Annotated in this window: 14 protein-coding genes and 2 pseudogenes; 11 read left to right on the top strand and 5 right to left on the bottom strand. The window is 68.2% G+C overall.

Features of this window, described 5'->3' with window-relative positions:
* Positions 1 to 93: 93 nt before the first annotated feature.
* The 3 genes from AC0LPE_RS04010 to AC0LPE_RS04000 all read left to right on the top strand — a co-directional run bounded on the left by AC0LPE_RS04010 (position 94) and on the right by AC0LPE_RS04000 (position 2,866).
* Positions 94 to 1,611: an NCS1 family nucleobase:cation symporter-1 gene (locus AC0LPE_RS04010; RefSeq protein WP_160873767.1), complete on the top strand. Its 1,518-nt coding sequence runs from the start codon at positions 94 to 96 to the stop codon at positions 1,609 to 1,611.
* Positions 1,612 to 1,617: 6 nt separating this feature from the next.
* On the top strand, positions 1,618 to 2,352 hold the full coding sequence (locus AC0LPE_RS04005) for an aspartate/glutamate racemase family protein (RefSeq protein ID WP_490605643.1): 735 nt from the start codon (positions 1,618 to 1,620) through the stop codon (positions 2,350 to 2,352).
* A gap of 79 nt (positions 2,353 to 2,431) precedes the next feature.
* Complete coding sequence (locus AC0LPE_RS04000) at positions 2,432 to 2,866, top strand: GNAT family N-acetyltransferase (protein ID WP_059384207.1); 435 nt, start codon at positions 2,432 to 2,434, stop codon at positions 2,864 to 2,866.
* Between the two features lie 51 nt (positions 2,867 to 2,917).
* On the opposite strand, the gene AC0LPE_RS03995 is transcribed toward AC0LPE_RS04000, so the two are convergent.
* Positions 2,918 to 3,784 carry an oxidoreductase gene (locus tag AC0LPE_RS03995; protein WP_490605642.1) on the bottom strand — a complete coding sequence of 289 codons (867 nt, stop codon included), beginning with the start codon at positions 3,782 to 3,784 and terminating at the stop codon, positions 2,918 to 2,920.
* Positions 3,774 to 4,769 (bottom strand): alpha/beta hydrolase, encoded by a 996-nt coding sequence (locus AC0LPE_RS03990; protein WP_370670874.1) that lies wholly within the window; start codon positions 4,767 to 4,769, stop codon positions 3,774 to 3,776. Before AC0LPE_RS03990 ends, AC0LPE_RS03995 begins: the two co-directional genes overlap by 11 nt.
* Before the next feature lie 169 nt (positions 4,770 to 4,938).
* Here AC0LPE_RS03990 and AC0LPE_RS03985 point away from each other — a divergent pair, with 169 nt between their 5' ends.
* Positions 4,939 to 5,859, top strand: a complete 921-nt coding sequence (locus tag AC0LPE_RS03985) for a pseudouridine synthase (RefSeq protein WP_059384209.1) — start codon at positions 4,939 to 4,941, stop codon at positions 5,857 to 5,859.
* Between the two features lie 28 nt (positions 5,860 to 5,887).
* Positions 5,888 to 6,394, top strand: coding sequence for an SRPBCC family protein (locus tag AC0LPE_RS03980; protein WP_490605641.1), 507 nt, complete (start codon positions 5,888 to 5,890; stop codon positions 6,392 to 6,394).
* An 18-nt stretch (positions 6,395 to 6,412) separates the two neighbouring features.
* Here AC0LPE_RS03980 and AC0LPE_RS03975 read toward each other — a convergent pair whose 3' ends face one another.
* The gene (locus AC0LPE_RS03975; RefSeq protein ID WP_490605640.1) at positions 6,413 to 6,958 is read right to left on the bottom strand and encodes a flavodoxin domain-containing protein; all 546 of its coding nucleotides are present in this window, start codon (positions 6,956 to 6,958) and stop codon (positions 6,413 to 6,415) included.
* Between the two features lie 104 nt (positions 6,959 to 7,062).
* Positions 7,063 to 7,239: pseudogene (locus tag AC0LPE_RS03970) on the bottom strand (hypothetical protein); the annotation flags it as partial.
* On the opposite strand from AC0LPE_RS03970, the pseudogene AC0LPE_RS03965 reads away from it, so the two are divergent.
* The 3 genes and pseudogenes from AC0LPE_RS03965 to AC0LPE_RS03955 all read left to right on the top strand — a co-directional run.
* A pseudogene (locus tag AC0LPE_RS03965) lies at positions 7,169 to 7,621 on the top strand (CYTH domain-containing protein); the annotation flags it as partial. The pseudogenes AC0LPE_RS03970 and AC0LPE_RS03965 overlap by 71 nt on opposite strands.
* Positions 7,622 to 7,735: 114 nt before the next feature.
* Positions 7,736 to 8,656, top strand: coding sequence for a CHAD domain-containing protein (locus AC0LPE_RS03960; protein WP_490606306.1), 921 nt, complete (start codon positions 7,736 to 7,738; stop codon positions 8,654 to 8,656).
* 148 nt (positions 8,657 to 8,804) lie between these two features.
* Positions 8,805 to 9,698: a universal stress protein gene (locus AC0LPE_RS03955; RefSeq protein ID WP_088897845.1), complete on the top strand. Its 894-nt coding sequence runs from the start codon at positions 8,805 to 8,807 to the stop codon at positions 9,696 to 9,698.
* A gap of 70 nt (positions 9,699 to 9,768) precedes the next feature.
* Here the strand turns inward: AC0LPE_RS03955 and AC0LPE_RS03950 are convergent, their stop codons facing one another.
* Positions 9,769 to 11,280 (bottom strand): bifunctional aminoglycoside phosphotransferase/ATP-binding protein, encoded by a 1,512-nt coding sequence (locus AC0LPE_RS03950; RefSeq protein WP_490605639.1) that lies wholly within the window; start codon positions 11,278 to 11,280, stop codon positions 9,769 to 9,771.
* Positions 11,281 to 11,465: 185 nt separating this feature from the next.
* Between AC0LPE_RS03950 and AC0LPE_RS03945 the strand changes: the two genes are divergently transcribed.
* The 3 genes from AC0LPE_RS03945 to AC0LPE_RS03935 are packed head-to-tail and all read left to right on the top strand — an operon-like array spanning position 11,466 to position 16,411.
* Positions 11,466 to 13,868: a glycerol-3-phosphate 1-O-acyltransferase gene (locus tag AC0LPE_RS03945; protein WP_490605638.1), complete on the top strand. Its 2,403-nt coding sequence runs from the start codon at positions 11,466 to 11,468 to the stop codon at positions 13,866 to 13,868.
* Positions 13,865 to 15,295: an HAD-IB family hydrolase gene (locus AC0LPE_RS03940; protein ID WP_088897848.1), complete on the top strand. Its 1,431-nt coding sequence runs from the start codon at positions 13,865 to 13,867 to the stop codon at positions 15,293 to 15,295. The genes AC0LPE_RS03945 and AC0LPE_RS03940 overlap by 4 nt, the downstream gene beginning before the upstream one ends.
* A complete protein-coding gene (locus AC0LPE_RS03935) occupies positions 15,296 to 16,411 on the top strand; it encodes a lysylphosphatidylglycerol synthase transmembrane domain-containing protein (RefSeq protein ID WP_490605637.1) in 1,116 nt (371 codons plus the stop codon).
* Positions 16,412 to 16,431 lie beyond the last annotated feature (20 nt).

Below are 16,431 nucleotides of genomic sequence, written 5' to 3'. Positions count from 1 at the left end.
CACCACCGCCGTTGATGTTCCGTCGATCGATTCGACTCCGCCCACCGGCCTCGCACCGGGACACGGGCGGCTCCCCCTCGCACAGGAGCAGGCATGACCGAAGTGCTGACACCGAGCGCCGGCAGCGTCCCCGCCGCAGCCCCGCCGCCCGCGACCGGATACGACCCGCGGTTGACCAACGACGACCTCGCCCCGCTGAAGAACCAGCGGTGGGGTTCGTACAACATCTTCGCTTTCTGGATGTCCGACGTCCACAGCGTGGGCGGGTACGTCACCGCCGGCAGCCTGTTCGCTCTCGGTCTGGCCAGCTGGCAGGTCCTCGTGGCCCTGCTCGTGGGCATCACGATCGTCTACTTCTTCTGCAATCTCGTCGCCAAGCCCAGCCAGGTCACGGGTGTGCCCTATCCGGTGATCTGCCGCAGTGTCTTCGGCGTTCTCGGCGCGAACATCCCCGCGATCATCCGCGGCCTGATCGCGGTGGCGTGGTACGGGATCCAGACCTTCCTCGCCTCGGCGGCACTGGACGTGGTGCTGATCAAGCTGTTCCCCTCGCTCGCGCCGTACGCGGTGGTCGAGGACTACGGATTCGCCGGTCTGTCCGCACTCGGATGGGTCAGCTTCCTGACGCTCTGGGTGCTGCAGGCCTGCGTGTTCTGGCGCGGCATGGAGTCGATCCGGCGGTTCATCGACTTCTGCGGCCCTGCCGTCTACGTCGTGATGTTCCTGCTGTGCGGTTATCTGATCTCCCAGGCCGGTTGGAGCGCGATCGATCTGACCCTCGGTGAGGTCACGCACACCGGATGGTCGTCGGTGCCGGTCATGCTCGGCGCGATCGCCCTGGTGGTCTCGTACTTCTCCGGTCCGATGCTCAACTTCGGCGACTTCTCCCGGTACGGGAAGTCCTACGCCGCGGTGAAGAAGGGCAACTTCCTCGGTCTGCCGGTGAACTTCCTGGTCTTCTCGTTGCTCGTGGTGATCACCGCGTCGCTCACGCTGCCCGTCTACGGTGAATTGATCACCGACCCCGTCGAGACCGTCGCCCGCATCGATTCGACCTTCGCGATCGTGCTCGGCGCGCTGACCTTCGCCATCGCCACGATCGGCATCAACATCGTCGCGAACTTCATCTCGCCGGCCTTCGACTTCTCGAACGTCAGCCCGCAGAAGATCAGCTGGCGCGCCGGCGGCATGATCGCCGCGGTGGGCTCGGTGCTCATCACCCCGTGGAATCTGTACAACAACCCCGAGGTCATCCACTACACCCTGGAAACCCTGGGCGCGTTCATCGGTCCGCTGTTCGGCATCCTCATCGCCGACTATTACCTCGTGCGCAAGCAGAAGGTGATCGTCGACGACCTGTTCACGATGTCGGAGAAGGGTGCGTACTTCTACCGCAAGGGCTACAACCCGGCCGCGGTGATCGCGACCGTCGTCGGCGCCGTGGTCGCGATGATTCCCGTGCTGTTCAACGATGCTCCCGGTATGGGTACCGCCGCCCAGTACAGCTGGTTCATCGGCTGCGGTCTCGGCTTCGTCGTCTACCACCTGCTCGCGACCCGTACCCGCCTCGCAGTCCGTCTCCCCGACCGGGTCGCACAGGAAGCAGTCTGATCCTCCATGTTCATCAAGGTCGTCAACCCGAACACCACGTGGTCGATGACCGCCACGATCGAGGCGTGTGCCCGGGCCGTCGCAGGTCCGGGCACACGCGTCGAGGCGGTCAGCCCCTCGATGGGGCCTCCGTCGATCGAGAGCCACTACGACGAGGCGCTCGCCGTGCCGGGCATCCTCAGCGAGATCGAGAAGGGTGAACGCGACGGCGTCGACGGCTACGTCGTCGCGTGCTTCGGTGATCCCGGACTGGACGCGGCGCGCGAGCTCGCCGGTGGGCCCGTCGTCGGTATCGCCGAGGCCGCGATGCACACCGCCGCGGTCCTGGGGCGCGGATTCTCCGTCGTCACGACGCTGGCCCGCACGACCGGACGCGCGTGGGACCTCGCGCACCGCTACGGCATGCGCGACGCGTGCCGGGGCGTGCACGCGTGCGACCTGCCGGTGCTGGCCCTCGACAGTGATCCCGACGCACGCAAGATCGTCACCGAGGCGTGCCTCGATGCCCTGTACGAGGACGGTTCCGACGCCATCGTGCTCGGCTGCGCCGGGATGGCCGACCTGTGCGCCCACATCTCCGCGGAGATCGGGGTGCCGGTGGTCGACGGTGTCGCGGCCGCGACGCTGACCGTGCAGTCGCTGGTCACCATGGGGCTGGCGACCGGCAAGCGGGGCGAGTTCGCAACTCCCCCGCCGAAGCGCTATACGGGACTGCTCGACGGGTTCACGACGGGCGGGTGAAGCCCGCCGACCCACCGTCACTGCCGGGTGAAGCCCGTCCCTGTCCTCCCGACAGAGTGGGTCCCCCTACGATCGGGGCGTGCCGTCCATCCACCATGCACCGCTGAGGAAGACCGACCCCGAGAGCCTGTACCGGATCGTCGCCCTGCGGACCGACGTGTTCGTCTTCGAGCAGGGCATCACCAGCGAACCGGAACTCGACGGCCGCGATCTCGACCCGACCACCGAACTGTTCTGGACGCGGGAGGGTGACGAGGTCCTCGCGACGCTGCGCGTGCTCCACGACGACGGGGACGTCGCCCACATCGGCCGTGTCGCCACCGCCCGGCACGCACGCGGGCGCGGCCTCGCCGCGGAGCTGATCGAGGCGGCGCTCGGGACCTGTCCGGGGGTGGTCGACATCTCGGCGCAGGCGTATCTGGAGCACTGGTACGCGCGATTCGGGTTCGTGCGCACCGGAGCGAACTATCTCGAGGCCGGGATCGACCACGTGCCGATGCGCCGCACCCCGTGACCGCAGGGCGCCCCTCGGGCGGCGGTCACGGGGTGCGGGCGACGATGCGTATCAGCCGATCTCGAAGTGCACTCCGGTGAGCTTCTCCGACAACTCCCACAGCCGCGTCGCGGTCTCGCGGTCGCGGGCGCGACGCCCTACGGCGGCGACACCGGGCGCTCCGTAGAGGAGGAAACGCGGGCCGATGTAGCCGCCCGCGATGCCCGGATCGGAGGCGGCGAGCACGACTGATTCGGCTCCCTGGTCCGGGGTGCGCTGCAGGATCGTCTTGCCGAAACCGAACAGCCGGTCGAACCACGTCCCCGTGTGGCTGCCCACCTCGGTGGCCGCGTAGCCCGGATGGGCCGCGACGGCGCGCAGCGGTGAGCGGGCAGCGGCGAGGCGTCGTTCGAGCTCGAGCGCGAACAACAGGTTCGCGAGCTTCGACTGTGCGTACCCCGCGGCGCGATTGTACGGGCGGTGCTCCCAGTTGAGGTCGTCGAGATCGATCCGGCCGATCAGGTGGGCGGCGCTCGACACCGTGACGATGCGGCCGGTGATACGCGGCAACAGCAGTCCGGTCAGGGCGAAGTGTCCGAGATGGTTCGTTCCGATCTGCATCTCGAACCCGTCGGCGGTGCGACGCAGCGGCACCGCCATGACCCCGGCGTTGTTGACCAGGACATCGATCCGGCGATCGGCGAAGGCGTCCGCGAAGGCATGGATCGCCGAGAGGTCGGCGAGATCGAGCGGCATCATCTCGGCCCGGGGGCCGATCTCGTCGGCGATGCGCTTGCCCCGGTCGAGGTTGCGACCGGCAAGGACGACGGTGGCGCCGGCAGCCCCGAGGGCGCGGGCCGTTGCTTCGCCCACACCGCTGGTGGCCCCCGTCACGACGACGGTGCGGCCGACCAGCGATGTGGTGGCGTCAGGCGCCAATCGAGGACTTGAGCATCGGGAGCATCGCCCACAGCTCGTCCTGCCAGTAACCCCACGAATGGGTACCGACGATCGGGAACGAGAAGTGTGCGGTGTCGATACCCAGGGTCAGCAGGCGCACCTGGAAGGCGCGGTTCTGCGTGCGGGCGAGCGCTTCGAGACCCATGGCGTTGGTCGTGTTGAAGCTGCCCACGAGCGAGTTCGGCCGGTCGTACTGGCCGGGCAGACCGCTCGCCGCGGAGATCCACATCGGCAGTCCGCGCATCTGCGGCGCCGCGACGAACGGGTCGTGACGCAGCCACGCCGGGTCCCAGGGCGGTCCCCACATCGCGTCGGAGTTGTATCCGCCGGCGTCGAGCATGGCGAGACGGATGGCCTCGCGCATACCGGGGGCCGAGAGGTTGAGGTAACCCGAGAGCGAGCCGGCGAACTTGAACTGGTCGCGGTGGTAGGCGGCCAGGATCAGCGCCGCATTACCGCCCATCGACAGCCCGACCACCGCGTTGTTGCTGCGGTCGATGCCGTAGACGTTCGCGAGATGGTCGGGGAGGTTCTGGGTGAGGAAGGACTCCCACTTGTAGGTGTAGGGCTGGCCGTTGAAATTGCTCGGCGCGTACCAGTCGGCGTAGAAGCTCGACTGGCCGCCCACCGGCATGATCACGTTGACGCCGTGATCGGCGAGCCACGCCGCGTTGGTCTCGTGTTCCCAGCCGCTCACGTCGTCGGTGGCGCGCAGACCGTCGAGCAGATAGACGGCCTTGTTGCTGCCGTTGTTCGCCCGCCAGATGCGTACCTTGATCGCCCCGACCCCGCCCGGGGCGGCGACCATGTCCTCGTGGAAGCGTTCGTACGGATCGGCCGCAGCCGTGCCGGCGCCGAGCCCACTGAACGCGAGCGCCAGCGGAAGCACCAGTGCCGCCACCAGCAGCCGCACGAGAGCGCGTCCCCCCCGCCGACGTGTTCCGGTTCTCGCCGAAATCGTCACAACATGCTCCCCTTGCACTCCAGTAACATTCTTCACTTCCGTCCCAGGATATCGACGGTGCAGAAACCTTAAGCAGGCTTGCACACAATCGTTATCGTGGAAAGTCCGGCAACGTTATCGTCGGGCCTTCGGCGCTCGCATTCCGGTCGCACCGCTAGCCTGACGACCCGTGCCCGAAGCTCCCCTCCCCGTTCGCGACGGCCTGAACCCCACCCGCCTGCGACTGCCGGAAAATCCCAGCTGGGAGACCATAGCGGAGTTCCTGCTCACGCGCTTTCCGAACGATGCGACGCGCATCGCGGAGAAGATCGAATCCGGCGAAGTGGTCGTACAGGACGGCACAGCGGTCACATTCTCGACCCCGTACGTCCCACGCGAATTCGTGTATCTCTACCGTGATCCGCCCGCCGAACCGCGCGTCCCCTTCGAGATCGACGTGCTCCACCGCGACGAGAACCTGCTCGTCGTGGACAAACCACACTTCCTGGCGACCACCCCTCGCGGCTCCTGGGTGACGGAGACCGCCGTGGTCCGGTTGCGCAAGGAACTGGACCTGCCCGAACTGTCCCCCGTCCATCGGCTCGATCGGCTCACGGCGGGCGTCCTGGTGTTCACCGTCCGGCGCGAGGCGCGACGCGCGTACCAGATGCTGTTCGACCGGCGTCTCGTCGAGAAGGAGTACGAGGCGATCGCCCCGGCCGCGCCGCGCCTCGACTTCCCTCGCGAGGTCCGCAGCCGCATCGTCAAGGAGCGCGGCGTGCTGCAGGCCCGCGAGGTCGACGGTCCCGTCAACGCCGTGACCTCGATCGATGTGGTGGACACGGCCGGCGACCGTGCGCGTTACCGTCTGCGTCCCGAGACCGGCCGGACGCATCAACTCCGGGTACACATGAACTCGCTCGGAATCCCCATCCTCGGCGACAACCTCTATCCTGAGGTGTACGAGGTTGGGCCGCAGGACTATTCGAATCCGCTGCAGCTTCTGGCGAGATCCCTGTCGTTCCACGATCCGATCACAGGTCGGCCGACCCGCTTCGTAAGCCGACGAAACCTGGCAGCATGGAGTAACAGCACACCAGGACCCCGCTGACCGGCGAGTTCTCGTCTTGGAGGTTCCCATGGAAATCGGCAGCATCTCGCGTACCTATGACGGGCGGGTGGCCCTGCGGTTCGAACGCTCGTTCCCCCACCCGCCGGAGAAGGTGTGGAGGGTCCTGACCGATCCTCAACATCTCCGCGCCTGGTTCCCTGCCGACGTCGAGTTCGAGCTCACACCCGGCGCGACACTCGAATTCCGCTCCACACAGGAGCAGACCCGCCGCTTCGGCCTGCCCGAAGGGCACACCACCATGGGCAGTGTGCTCACGGTGCGGCCCGCGCGGGTCCTGGAATACCTCTGGGACACCGACGTTCTGCACTGGGAACTCACCCCCGACGGCTCCGGCGGGTGCTGGCTCACCCTCACCCACACCACCGACGACGAGGAGGACGCCCTCGCACACGGCGCCGCCTGGCACGCCGGGTTCGAGGTGGTCGAGGCCCAGTTGGAGGAACGTCCGGTGGACTGGTCGATCTGGGATCGCGCAGCCGAACTCAGCACGCACTACCAGGGCAGCTCGGGCTGATCGCCCGGGTGGAATCCGCTAGCGGCGCGCCCCACGTCGCGCGGGAGCCGAACCGACGCCGTCGAGATCGTGCTCCCGGGCGGACGTGCGTGCCACGATGCGCGTGCCCCAGGCCCCGATCGCGTCCCAGTCCCGGAAGTCACCGGAGGGGGCACCGACCATCCTGACGACCATCCGTTCGCCGGTGCCGAGCACCGCCGGATCCAGCTTCCCCGGGAAGGTGCGATGTTCGACGGCCCCAACCCGCTCGGCGACGGCGCACGCGTCGTAGCACGTGTTCACCGACCTCCCGCCCGAGGCGACGGGACCCGACGAGAACAGGTAGACGTCGCGTTCGCGCAGTTCGGCCGCGTGCCGCTCCGCGAACTCCCGCGCGCTGCGCAGCCAGCGACTGCGGTAGACGGCGCTGCCGAGCACCACGACGTCGTACGCGTCGACCTCGTCGACATGTTCGGGCGCGTTCACGTCGACCTGCGCGCCGTGGTGACGCATCGACGCGGCCAGCGCTGTCGCGATCTCCGCGGTCGAGCCGTGCCGACTGGCCACCGAAACAAGAACCTTCATCACTACCCTCCGGACCCGCGTCGAACCATGATCACCCCCGAACCGGGCCTTGACCAGTGCCGAAGTGCTCTTTGCCCGGTATCGGCAGATCACAGTCGGACGAATCACCTCATACCGGACCGCGTGGCAAGGTGGACTCGACATAGACGGAGAAGGAGTAGATGCATGCGCAGCACATCGCCGGCGACCGTCGCGGAGGAGGCGGAACGCAAGTATTCCGCCCCCGGCGACCGGCCGCTTCCGGACTTGACGGGACTGCCGTCCGTCGATGCGATCGACGTCGACCGGTTCGAACTGTCGGCCCAGTACTACGACACCGCCGAGCTGAGCCTGCTGCGCTCGAAGATCACGCTCCGGAGGCGCGAGGGCGGTGACGACGCGGGATGGCATCTCAAACTGCCGTCCGGTATCGACACCCGCACCGAACTGCACTTCCCTCTCGGTGACGACTCGGCCGAGGACGTTCCCGCAGACCTCGAGTCCTTGTTGCGCGGCATCCGGCGCGGCGCCCCGCTGAGCCTGGCCGCTCTGCTCGTGACCCGACGACATCGGCACCGACTCCGGTCGTCCGACGGCGGCCTCGTCGCGGAGGTGGTGGTCGACGATGTCGACGCCGTGCGCGGAGCCGACGGATCGGAGATCCGCTGGAAGGAGATCGAGGTCGAGTGGAATTCCACCCTCGGCGACAAGGCGGTCGGCCGATTCCTCACGGCGCTCGAGGAGCGCTTCGCGGCCGTCGGCATCACCCGTTCGGAGAGCCCGTCGAAGCTCCACCGCGTGCTCGGCGACCTGATCCCCACCCGCCCGTCGATCGCGAAGGGGTTGCTCCCGGTACGCGACTATCTCTCGAGCGAACTGCACACCCTGGAGCTGTCGGACATCGCGGTCCGTCGCGACACGCCCGACGCGGTGCACAGCATGCGCAAGGCCGCGCGGCGTCTGCGCAGCGCACTGCAGACCTATTCCGACGAGATCGTCGTCGATCACGATCTCGTCGACGAACTCCGTTGGCTCGGAAGACGTCTCAGCCCCTCACGCGACCTCGAGGTCCAAGGGGAGCGGCTCGCGGATCGCGTGGCCGACATCCCGGTCGAATCGCATCGGGAAGCGACGAGGGCCCGTATCGACGAGTACTTCTCGGCCAGGTCGGAGTCCGCCCGCCTCGAGGCCGTCGACACCTTGAACTCGGATCGGTATGTCGGGCTGCTCACCCGCCTCGACGCAGCGATCGACGACCTCGCTCCCGCCACCGAAGCGGCGGGGGCGCGACCGAAGGTGGCACGGAAGGAACTGCTGCACGCGGTCGCAGCGCTGTCGAAGAAGGTCTCACGCCGCGTCGACAAGGTCGGCGACGCCGAGAACCCGGCGGAGCGCGACGCGCTGATGCACCGGGCCCGCAAGGGCGCCAAGCGGATGCGGTACGCCATCGAGGTGATCGCGCCGCTGCACCCGAAGCGTTCGGGACGGATCCTCGACCGGTTCGACGACTTCCAGGATCTGCTCGGTGAATTCCAGGACTCCGTCGTGGCGCGGGAACATCTCCTGGACATGCTCTCCGAGCAGGGGCACGCCGCCGAGACCAGTTTCGGGCTCGGGATCCTGTTCCGCATCGAGACCGAGCTCGGCGACGCGCAGGCCGCGCATCTGGACGGCGGCTGGAAGAAGGCCTTCCGCTCCGCCCGCCGATTGTGGACCTGATCGAGGTCCGAAGGCCCTGGCCCGGGCACCCCGGATCGGAGATCATGAAGATCGTCGACACCGGGCCACAGCCGCGTCGTGGCGGTAACGTGGCCTTGAGCCGACCGGCGCACGGGAAGCCGCGCGCCGCAACGAGAAGGAGATATCGATGAGCACACCGAGCACCCGCAAGGCAGTCGTCGCAGGCGTCGACGGCTCCGAGACGGCTGTAGCGGCAGCGCGGTGGGCCGGAGCCGTCGCGTCGCGTATCGGAGCACCCCTCCACCTCGTGCACTCGATGCCCCCGGAAGGCATCTTCTACAGCGAGGCCGCGGTGCTGGTGCAGTCGCAGATGATCCAGCAGCTCGAGGAGGACGGCAAAAAGCTCCTCGCCGACGCCGCCGAACGAGTCCGCGCAGATCACCCCGATCTCGAGATCAGCAGGTTCATCGGTCCCGGACCCGCAGCCAAGTCGCTGCTCGAGGCCGCCGAGGACGCACGCCTGGTCGTCATGGGCGCCACCGGCGCGGGTGCGCTGGAGAACTTCCTGCTCGGCTCCACCGTTCTGCGCGTCGCGAACCATTCACCCTGCCCGGTGGTCGTGTGGCGCGGCAACACCGATTCTCCGCTGCCCGATTCCCGGCCGATCGTCGTCGGTGTGGACGGCAGCGAATTGTCCGCTGCCGCAGTCACTCACGCGTTCGATCTCGCGTCGGCCCTCGGGGTTCCGCTCCGGGCAGTGCACTCCTGGCTCGGTGACGCCGCACTCGGTGTCGGCGCCACGGCCGCACTGGTCGACTGGGATGCCGTGGAGACCTCGGAGACCGCGGTTCTCGCCGAGACGCTGGCCGGCTGGAGCGATCGCCATCCCGAGGTCACCGTCGAGCGTGTGATCGACCGGGGCCCGGCCTCGAAGGTCCTGCTCGCGCACCTCGACGACGCCCAGCTCGTCGCGGTCGGAAGCCACGGGCGTGGCCAGTTCCGCGCCGCCCTGCTCGGATCCACGAGCCAGAACCTGCTGCACAAGGCTCCGTGCCCGGTGCTCATCGCCCGCAAGGTCTAGAACCGACCGTTCCGGGCCGACGGGGATCGCTTCGACGAAGCGATCCCCGTTCGCTGTTCCCGGGGCGCGATCACCAGGGCGCCGGACCGAGCATGCTCGCCAGCCGTGCCGCGTCGACGGTCTCGACACCCGTATCGATCGCCACCGCCTCCGGCCACGGATCCCGCCGACGGAGTTGCTGTTCGAGCACAGCAGGGGTCGCATCGGATGCATCGTCGCCGCGATCGGCGCGGGATGCCATCCGCTGCAACAGGATTCCCTTGTCCGCACGGCACTCGATCTCGATCACGTCCACTCCGGCGCCGTCCGCGACCTTACGGGCCGCGTCGCGCTGCCCGGACGACAACCAGGTCGCGTCCAGCACGACGGATCGCCCGCGGGCAAGAGCGGTCTCGGCGCGGCGCAGCAGTTCCCCGTAGGTCGCCTCCGAATGCGCCGGTGCGTACAGACCGGCATCCGTACCGTCGCCGGTGCGGTCGGTGGGTTGCAGACCCGCCAACTCCTTGCGGACGACGTCGCTGCGCAGTACATCCGCTCCGAGATACGCACCGACCGTGCGCGACAGTGTCGTCTTGCCGGTCGCGGAGACACCACCGACGAGCACCATGCGCACACGTCCCCGGTCGAGATGTCCCTCGAGCAGCTCGACGAAACCGGTCGCCGTCTCCCGCGCCGCTGCATCACCCTGCTCGTAGCGCAGAGCGGTCACCTTCGCGCGCACCAACGCTCGATAGGCGATGTAGTGGTGCACGAGCGAGGAGGGCGGGTGATCGCCCGAGACCTCACCATATTGCTCGAGCAACCGCCGTGCTGCGGGTTCGGCACCGAGACGTTCGAGATCCATTGCGAGGAAGGCGAGATCGAGTACTGCGTCGCCGTAGCGCAACTCGTCGTCGAACTCGAGGCAATCGATGATGCGCGGACCGTCGTCGAGACAGAAGATGTCGTCGGCGAGCAGGTCGCCGTGCCCGTCCACGGCCCGGCCCGCCGCGATGCGTTCGTCGAACAGCACCGTCCGGCCTGCGAGATAGCGGTGCACGGACTCCCCGATCCGCGCCAATACTCCGGCACGATCCGCCCCCACCTCCAGCCGGCCGAGATGGTCGAGGCTGAGATCCCACAACCGGGCGACGAAGTCCGCGGAGGCACACCGGTCGATCTCAGGACCGTGCGGCGAGGAGGCGTGCAGTGCGGCGACCTGCCGTGCCACCTCGTCGATCACCGCCGACACGTCCTCACCTCGGCGGACCGCCGCGGCCAGGCGCCGATCGTCGGGCAGCCGCACCATCTCGACGAGGTGCTCGCACAGCTGTCCGTCCGGGCCGTGGACGTCCGCGACACCCAGATAGACGTCCGGTGCGAGACGCCGGTTGAGCTCCACCTCCCGGTGGCAGATCCGTTCGCGGGCCTCACGCGTGCGGTTGTCGAGGAAACCCAGGTCGAGCGGCTTCTTCAGCTTGTGCACGCGGTCGCCGACGAAGAAGACCACCGACGAATGCGTCTCCCTCACCCCCGCGTAGCCGACACCCTCCGGTCCGGCACCTGTGGTCACTGCGCCCTCCCTGTCGTCGGCGGCTCCCACCGAGTCCTCTCGTCCACCATATTGTCGTTCAGACACTCCCCCGGTGCATCTGCACAGCGCCGACCGGTGCATCCGCACAGCGCCCACCGGTGCATCCGCACAGTGTGTGTTCTCCTCCGGATCGCCCGAACGAACCGTCCGCGACAGGTAGCTTTCACACCGAGGTGACTTCTGGACGGGGTGAGATGAGAAACGATCAACCGAGCCGGGTACGAGGAGACGACACCGTGCGGGCGGACGACGGACCCACGGTGACGGTCCTCGCGTACACGACGGCTCTCGAACGAACGATGATCGAGGAGTGGCTGCGCTCGGACGAGCTTCCCGCCGAGTACCGCACGCCGACCCGCCCCGAGTCGCTCGACCTCGACTCACGGGTGCTCACCGAGGAGCTCGTGACCCGCACCGACGATCCGCTGATCCTGCCCTTGCGGGTCGTGTGGCTCCCGGCGGAGCGCGACGGTGCGCGGCGTATCCGGTTCGCCGACGTCCTCGCCCTCACGAACCCGCGCAATCCGAATCTGCTGCTGCAGAAATGGCTCGTGCGCAAGGGCGCCGACCGCTACCGGATCGTCGTCGCGCAACCGGCCCGCCTGTCCGAACTGCGTGATGCGCTCAGGGTGGAGGGCGGTGACGGCGACGACGGGGCTCTCGCGCGGTACGTGACCCGCCGCGCCGTCGTCGCGCTCGAACGCGCCGAGCGAGCGGTGATCGGCGACCGCTACAAGGTCCCGCGGCTCGTCGCCGCCCAGATCATGGACTCGCCGATCTTCCGGCGCCGTCTCGACGAGATCGCCGCCGAGCACGGCCTCTCGCGCGCCGAGGTCGAGGCGCGGGCACGCAGGTCGCTCGACGAACTCGTGGCCGTGCAGTCACGATTGGTCACCGACCTGTTCACGCAGGCGATGCGGCCGTTGCACTCGTCGGCATGGACCGTGCACGCCGACGAGGCCGGTCTGCGCGCACTGCGCGAGTCCAACCGCCGGTATTCCCTGGTCTTCCTCCCCTCGCACCGGTCCTACGCCGATGCCTTCGTGCTGGGCGACATCCTGGCGGCGAACGATTTTCCCGGCAACCACATCATGGGCGGGGCCAACCTCACATTCTGGCCGATCGGTCCCGTCGCCCGCCGCACCGGCACGGTGTTCATCCGGCGCAGCTTCGCCGACGACGACGTCTACAAGGCCGCGCTCGAGGAGTACTTCGCGTTCCTGCTGAGCAAGCGGTTCAACCTCGAGTGGTACTTCGAGGGCGGCCGGACCCGCACCGGAAAGCTCCGGGCCCCGCGCTACGGATTGCTCAGCTACGTCGCCAACGCGATCCGCGGCGGACGCGTCGAGGACGCGATGCTGGTGCCGGTCTCGATCACCTACGAAGGGCTCGCCGAGGTCGCGGCGGTCGCCGCCGAACAGACCGGCGCGACGAAGAAAACCGAAGGCCTGGGATGGCTGGTGCGCTACGCCCGCAATCAGCGCAAGCGGGCCGGGAACGTGTACGTGCGGTTCGGCGATCCCGTGTCGATGCGCGAACTGCTGGTCGCCGGGGGGGATCCGGACCTGACCGCACCGGCGCCGGCAGCCGACCCGTCCGCGGCGCCGACGGATTCCGAGGAGATACGGGTGCTGCGCCGCAAGGCGCTGCAGAAGGTCGCCTTCGAAGTCGCGGTCGGCATCAACTGCAACACGCCCGTGACGGTGAACTGCCTGGTCACCCTGGCCCTGCTCGGTGTGCGCGACCGCTCGCTGACGCTCGAGGAGGTGCGGGCCGTGATCGCACCGGTCCGCCGCTATCTCGATCGCCGCGGTGTCCCGCAGGGCGGCCTCCACATCCTCGACGTCGAGGGTGGCCTCGAGGACGTGCTCTCGTCGCTCACCCACGCGGGCGTGGTGACCACCTACGCCGGCGGGGAGGAGCCGGTCTACTCGATCCAGCCGGGTCAGCATCTCGTCGCGGCGTTCTACCGCAACAGCGGTGTGCACTGGTTCGTCAACCGGTCGATCATGGAGCTGGCCATCCTCTACGCGCACGTCAATCCCGGCGACGATCCTGCGCGGGTGGCGTGGGAGGAGGCGAAGAACCTGCGCGACCTGCTGAAGTTCGAGTTCTTCTTCCCCGACCGCGACACCTTCGAGGTCCAGATGCGCGACGAGCTGGCCTGGCTCGTCCCGTCCTGGGGCGACACGCTGCCGACGAAGGACGAGGCCCTGACCGGTCTCGTCGAGACGGGCTTCTTCATGTCGCATCGCACGCTGCGGTCGTTCTTCGACGCGCAGCTCGTCGTCGCCGAGCGTCTCGCCGTCCGGGATCCGGAGCTCGAGGTCGACCGCGCAGCCTTCCTGTCGGAGTGTGTCGCGGTGGGTCGGCAGATGCTGCTGCAGCGCCGCCTGTACGGGCCGGAATCGGTGTCGTCGGAGTTGTTCGCGTCCGCGCTCGACCTGGCGCGCAATCGAGGATTGCTCGACCACGACGAGGACTCCGAGATCGTCCGCGAGCGCAGGAAGGCCTTCGCAACGGAGCTGTCGGAGTTGGCCCAGCGGGTCGCGTTGGCCGAGTCGCTCGACGTGTCGAACAGAAAGGTGGAACGGTGAACCTCGAGCAGGCCCTCGAACGGGTGCGCACGGGTCCGCAGGGACCCGAGGTGGCGGCCTTCTTCGATTTCGACGGCACCATCGTGCACGGCTTCTCCGGTGTCCACTTCTTCCGCGATCGGGTGCTCGCCGGGAAGGTCTCCGCGTCCGAACTGGCCGCGACGATGATCAACGGGATCCGCGGGACGGAGACCGAGGAGGACTTCGAACGCTTCGTCGCGATCGCCTTCAAGGCGTGGCGCGGTCACACCGAGGACGAGCTCTACGAGATCGGCAGCCGGTTGTTCATGACGACGATCGCGGGACACCTGTATCCGGAGGCGTGGCAGCTCATCGGCGCGCACCAGAACGCGGGCCACACGGTGGTGATCGCCTCGTCGGCCTCGCGTTACCAGATCCAGGCCGCCGGGGACGCGCTGGGCGTCGAGCACATCCTGTTCACCCCGCTCGAGGTCGAGAACGGTGTGCTCACCGGTCGGGTCGACGGTAAATCGTTGTGGCGCAGCGGCAAAGCGGAGGCGGCGCGCAATTTCGTCGAGACGCACGGCATCGACGCCGAGTCGAGCTACACCTATTCCAACGGTGGTGAGGACGTGGAGTTCCTGGCCGTCGCCGGCAACCCCACCGCCACGAATCCCGATCGCACTCTCACCCGTGTCGCCATCGAACGCGACTGGCCGATCATGCGGTTCCGGCCGCGCGGCACACCGGGAGCCCGCGAACTCGTCCGCACCGCCGCCGCCTACGGCGGAATGTTCGGCTCGGTGTGGACGGGTCTCGGACTCGGCCTGATCAACCGCAGCCGAAAGACCGCGCTGGACTCGATCATCAGCATCGGCACCGAGGTTTCCCTGGCTCTGGCCGGAGTGGACGTACGCATCGTCGGGGAAGCGAATGCGTGGGCCGCCCGGCCGGCGGTGTTCATCTTCAACCACCAGAGTCAGCTCGACCCGGTGGTGCTGGCCAAGGTCCTGAGGCAGGACTTCACGGGCGTGACGAAGAAGGAGATGGCCAACGACCCGTTGTTCGGTCCGCTCCTGCGGTTCGTCGGCGCCACTTTCGTCGACCGCACGAACACCGAACGGGCGGTCGCGGCGCTCGGACCCGTCGTCGACACCCTCCGCGAGGGGACGTCGATCGTCATCGCCCCGGAGGGCACGCGCTCGCTGACCCCGGCGATCGGCAGGTTCAAGAAGGGTGCCTTCCACATCGCGATGCAGGCCGGTGTGCCGATCGTGCCGGTCGTGATCCGCAACGCCGGTGAGATCCTGTGGAAGCACTCGACCCTGCTGCGGTCGGGCACCGTCGACGTGGCGGTGCTCGAACCGATCGACGTGAGCAGCTGGTCGCGGGAGAACCTCGACGAGCACATCGCCGAGGTCGAGGACCTCTACCGCCGCACGCTGTCGAGCTGGCCCACCGAATAGATGACGAACGAGACCGTGAAACCCGAGGAGCCGGACGACGACGGACCCGACGAGAGCACGAACGGTGAGAACGGGCCCCTGACCCCGAAGCGGCGCCGGTATCTCAAGTGGATCGTCGGAGCTCTGCTCGTCGTGGTGCTCACCGTCGAGATCGTGCTCGTGTGGCCGGAGCTGTCCGACAGTGTCCGCGGCCTCGGACGCCTCCACTGGGGCTGGGTCGCGGCGGCGGTGTTCGCGTCGATGGCGGAGATGTCGACCTTCGCGCGGGTGCAGCGGGCACTGCTGTCCGCGGCGGGTGTGAAGGTCTCACAACGGCAATCGCTTTCGGTGGCCCTCGCGGCGAACTCGATGAGCGTGACGCTGCCGGGTGGACCGGTGGTGGGGACGACCTTCACCTACCGGCAGATGCGCCACTGGGGCGCACCCCCGGTGGTGGCGACCTGGCAGCTGGTCATGGCCGGTCTCCTGCAGGCTGCCGGACTCGCCCTGCTGGGTCTCGTCGGCGCTCTGCTCGTCGGCGCCAGCAACAACCCGTTCTCGCTGATCTTCTCGATCGGCGGCCTGTTGCTGCTGGTCGTGCTCATCCAGTACGCGGCGGGCAATCCGGGGTCGTTCGAATCGATCGGCCTGATCGCCCTGCGGAGTCTGAACCGGCTGCGGAAGAAGCCCGAACAGGCGGGTGCGCGGGCGTGGCGGAAGATCGTCGGCCAGTTGAGCGCGGTGCAACTCGACCGTCCGCATGCGGCCCGTGCGTTCGGCTGGTCGGTGAGCAACTGGGTGTGCGACGGTGCGTGCCTGGCGTTCGCCGCGTACGCGGTCGGCGGTGCACCGAGCCTGGCAGGGATCGCGGTGGCCTACGCGGCCGGGACCGCCACCAGCCGCGCCATCCCGCTACTCCCCGCCGGTCTGGGTGTCATGGACGCCGTGCTGGTCCCGGCGCTCACCACCTCCGGCATGACCGGCGCGCAGGCCCTGTCGGCGGTGGTCGTCTACCGGTTGATCAGTTTCGTGCTCGTCGCTGCGATCGGCTGGATCGTTTTCGCATTCCGCTATCGGAACGTCGGCGAGGAGGAGGACGAGACTCCCCCGGACCTGCGGCTCTGGGACGACGACTGAAGGCGCCGACCCGAAAAGAT

It is taken from the genome of Rhodococcus sp. S3 (assembly GCF_058211795.1).
Note: the sequence above shows the minus strand (reverse complement) of the source record. Positions and strands in the feature narration are given on the sequence as shown.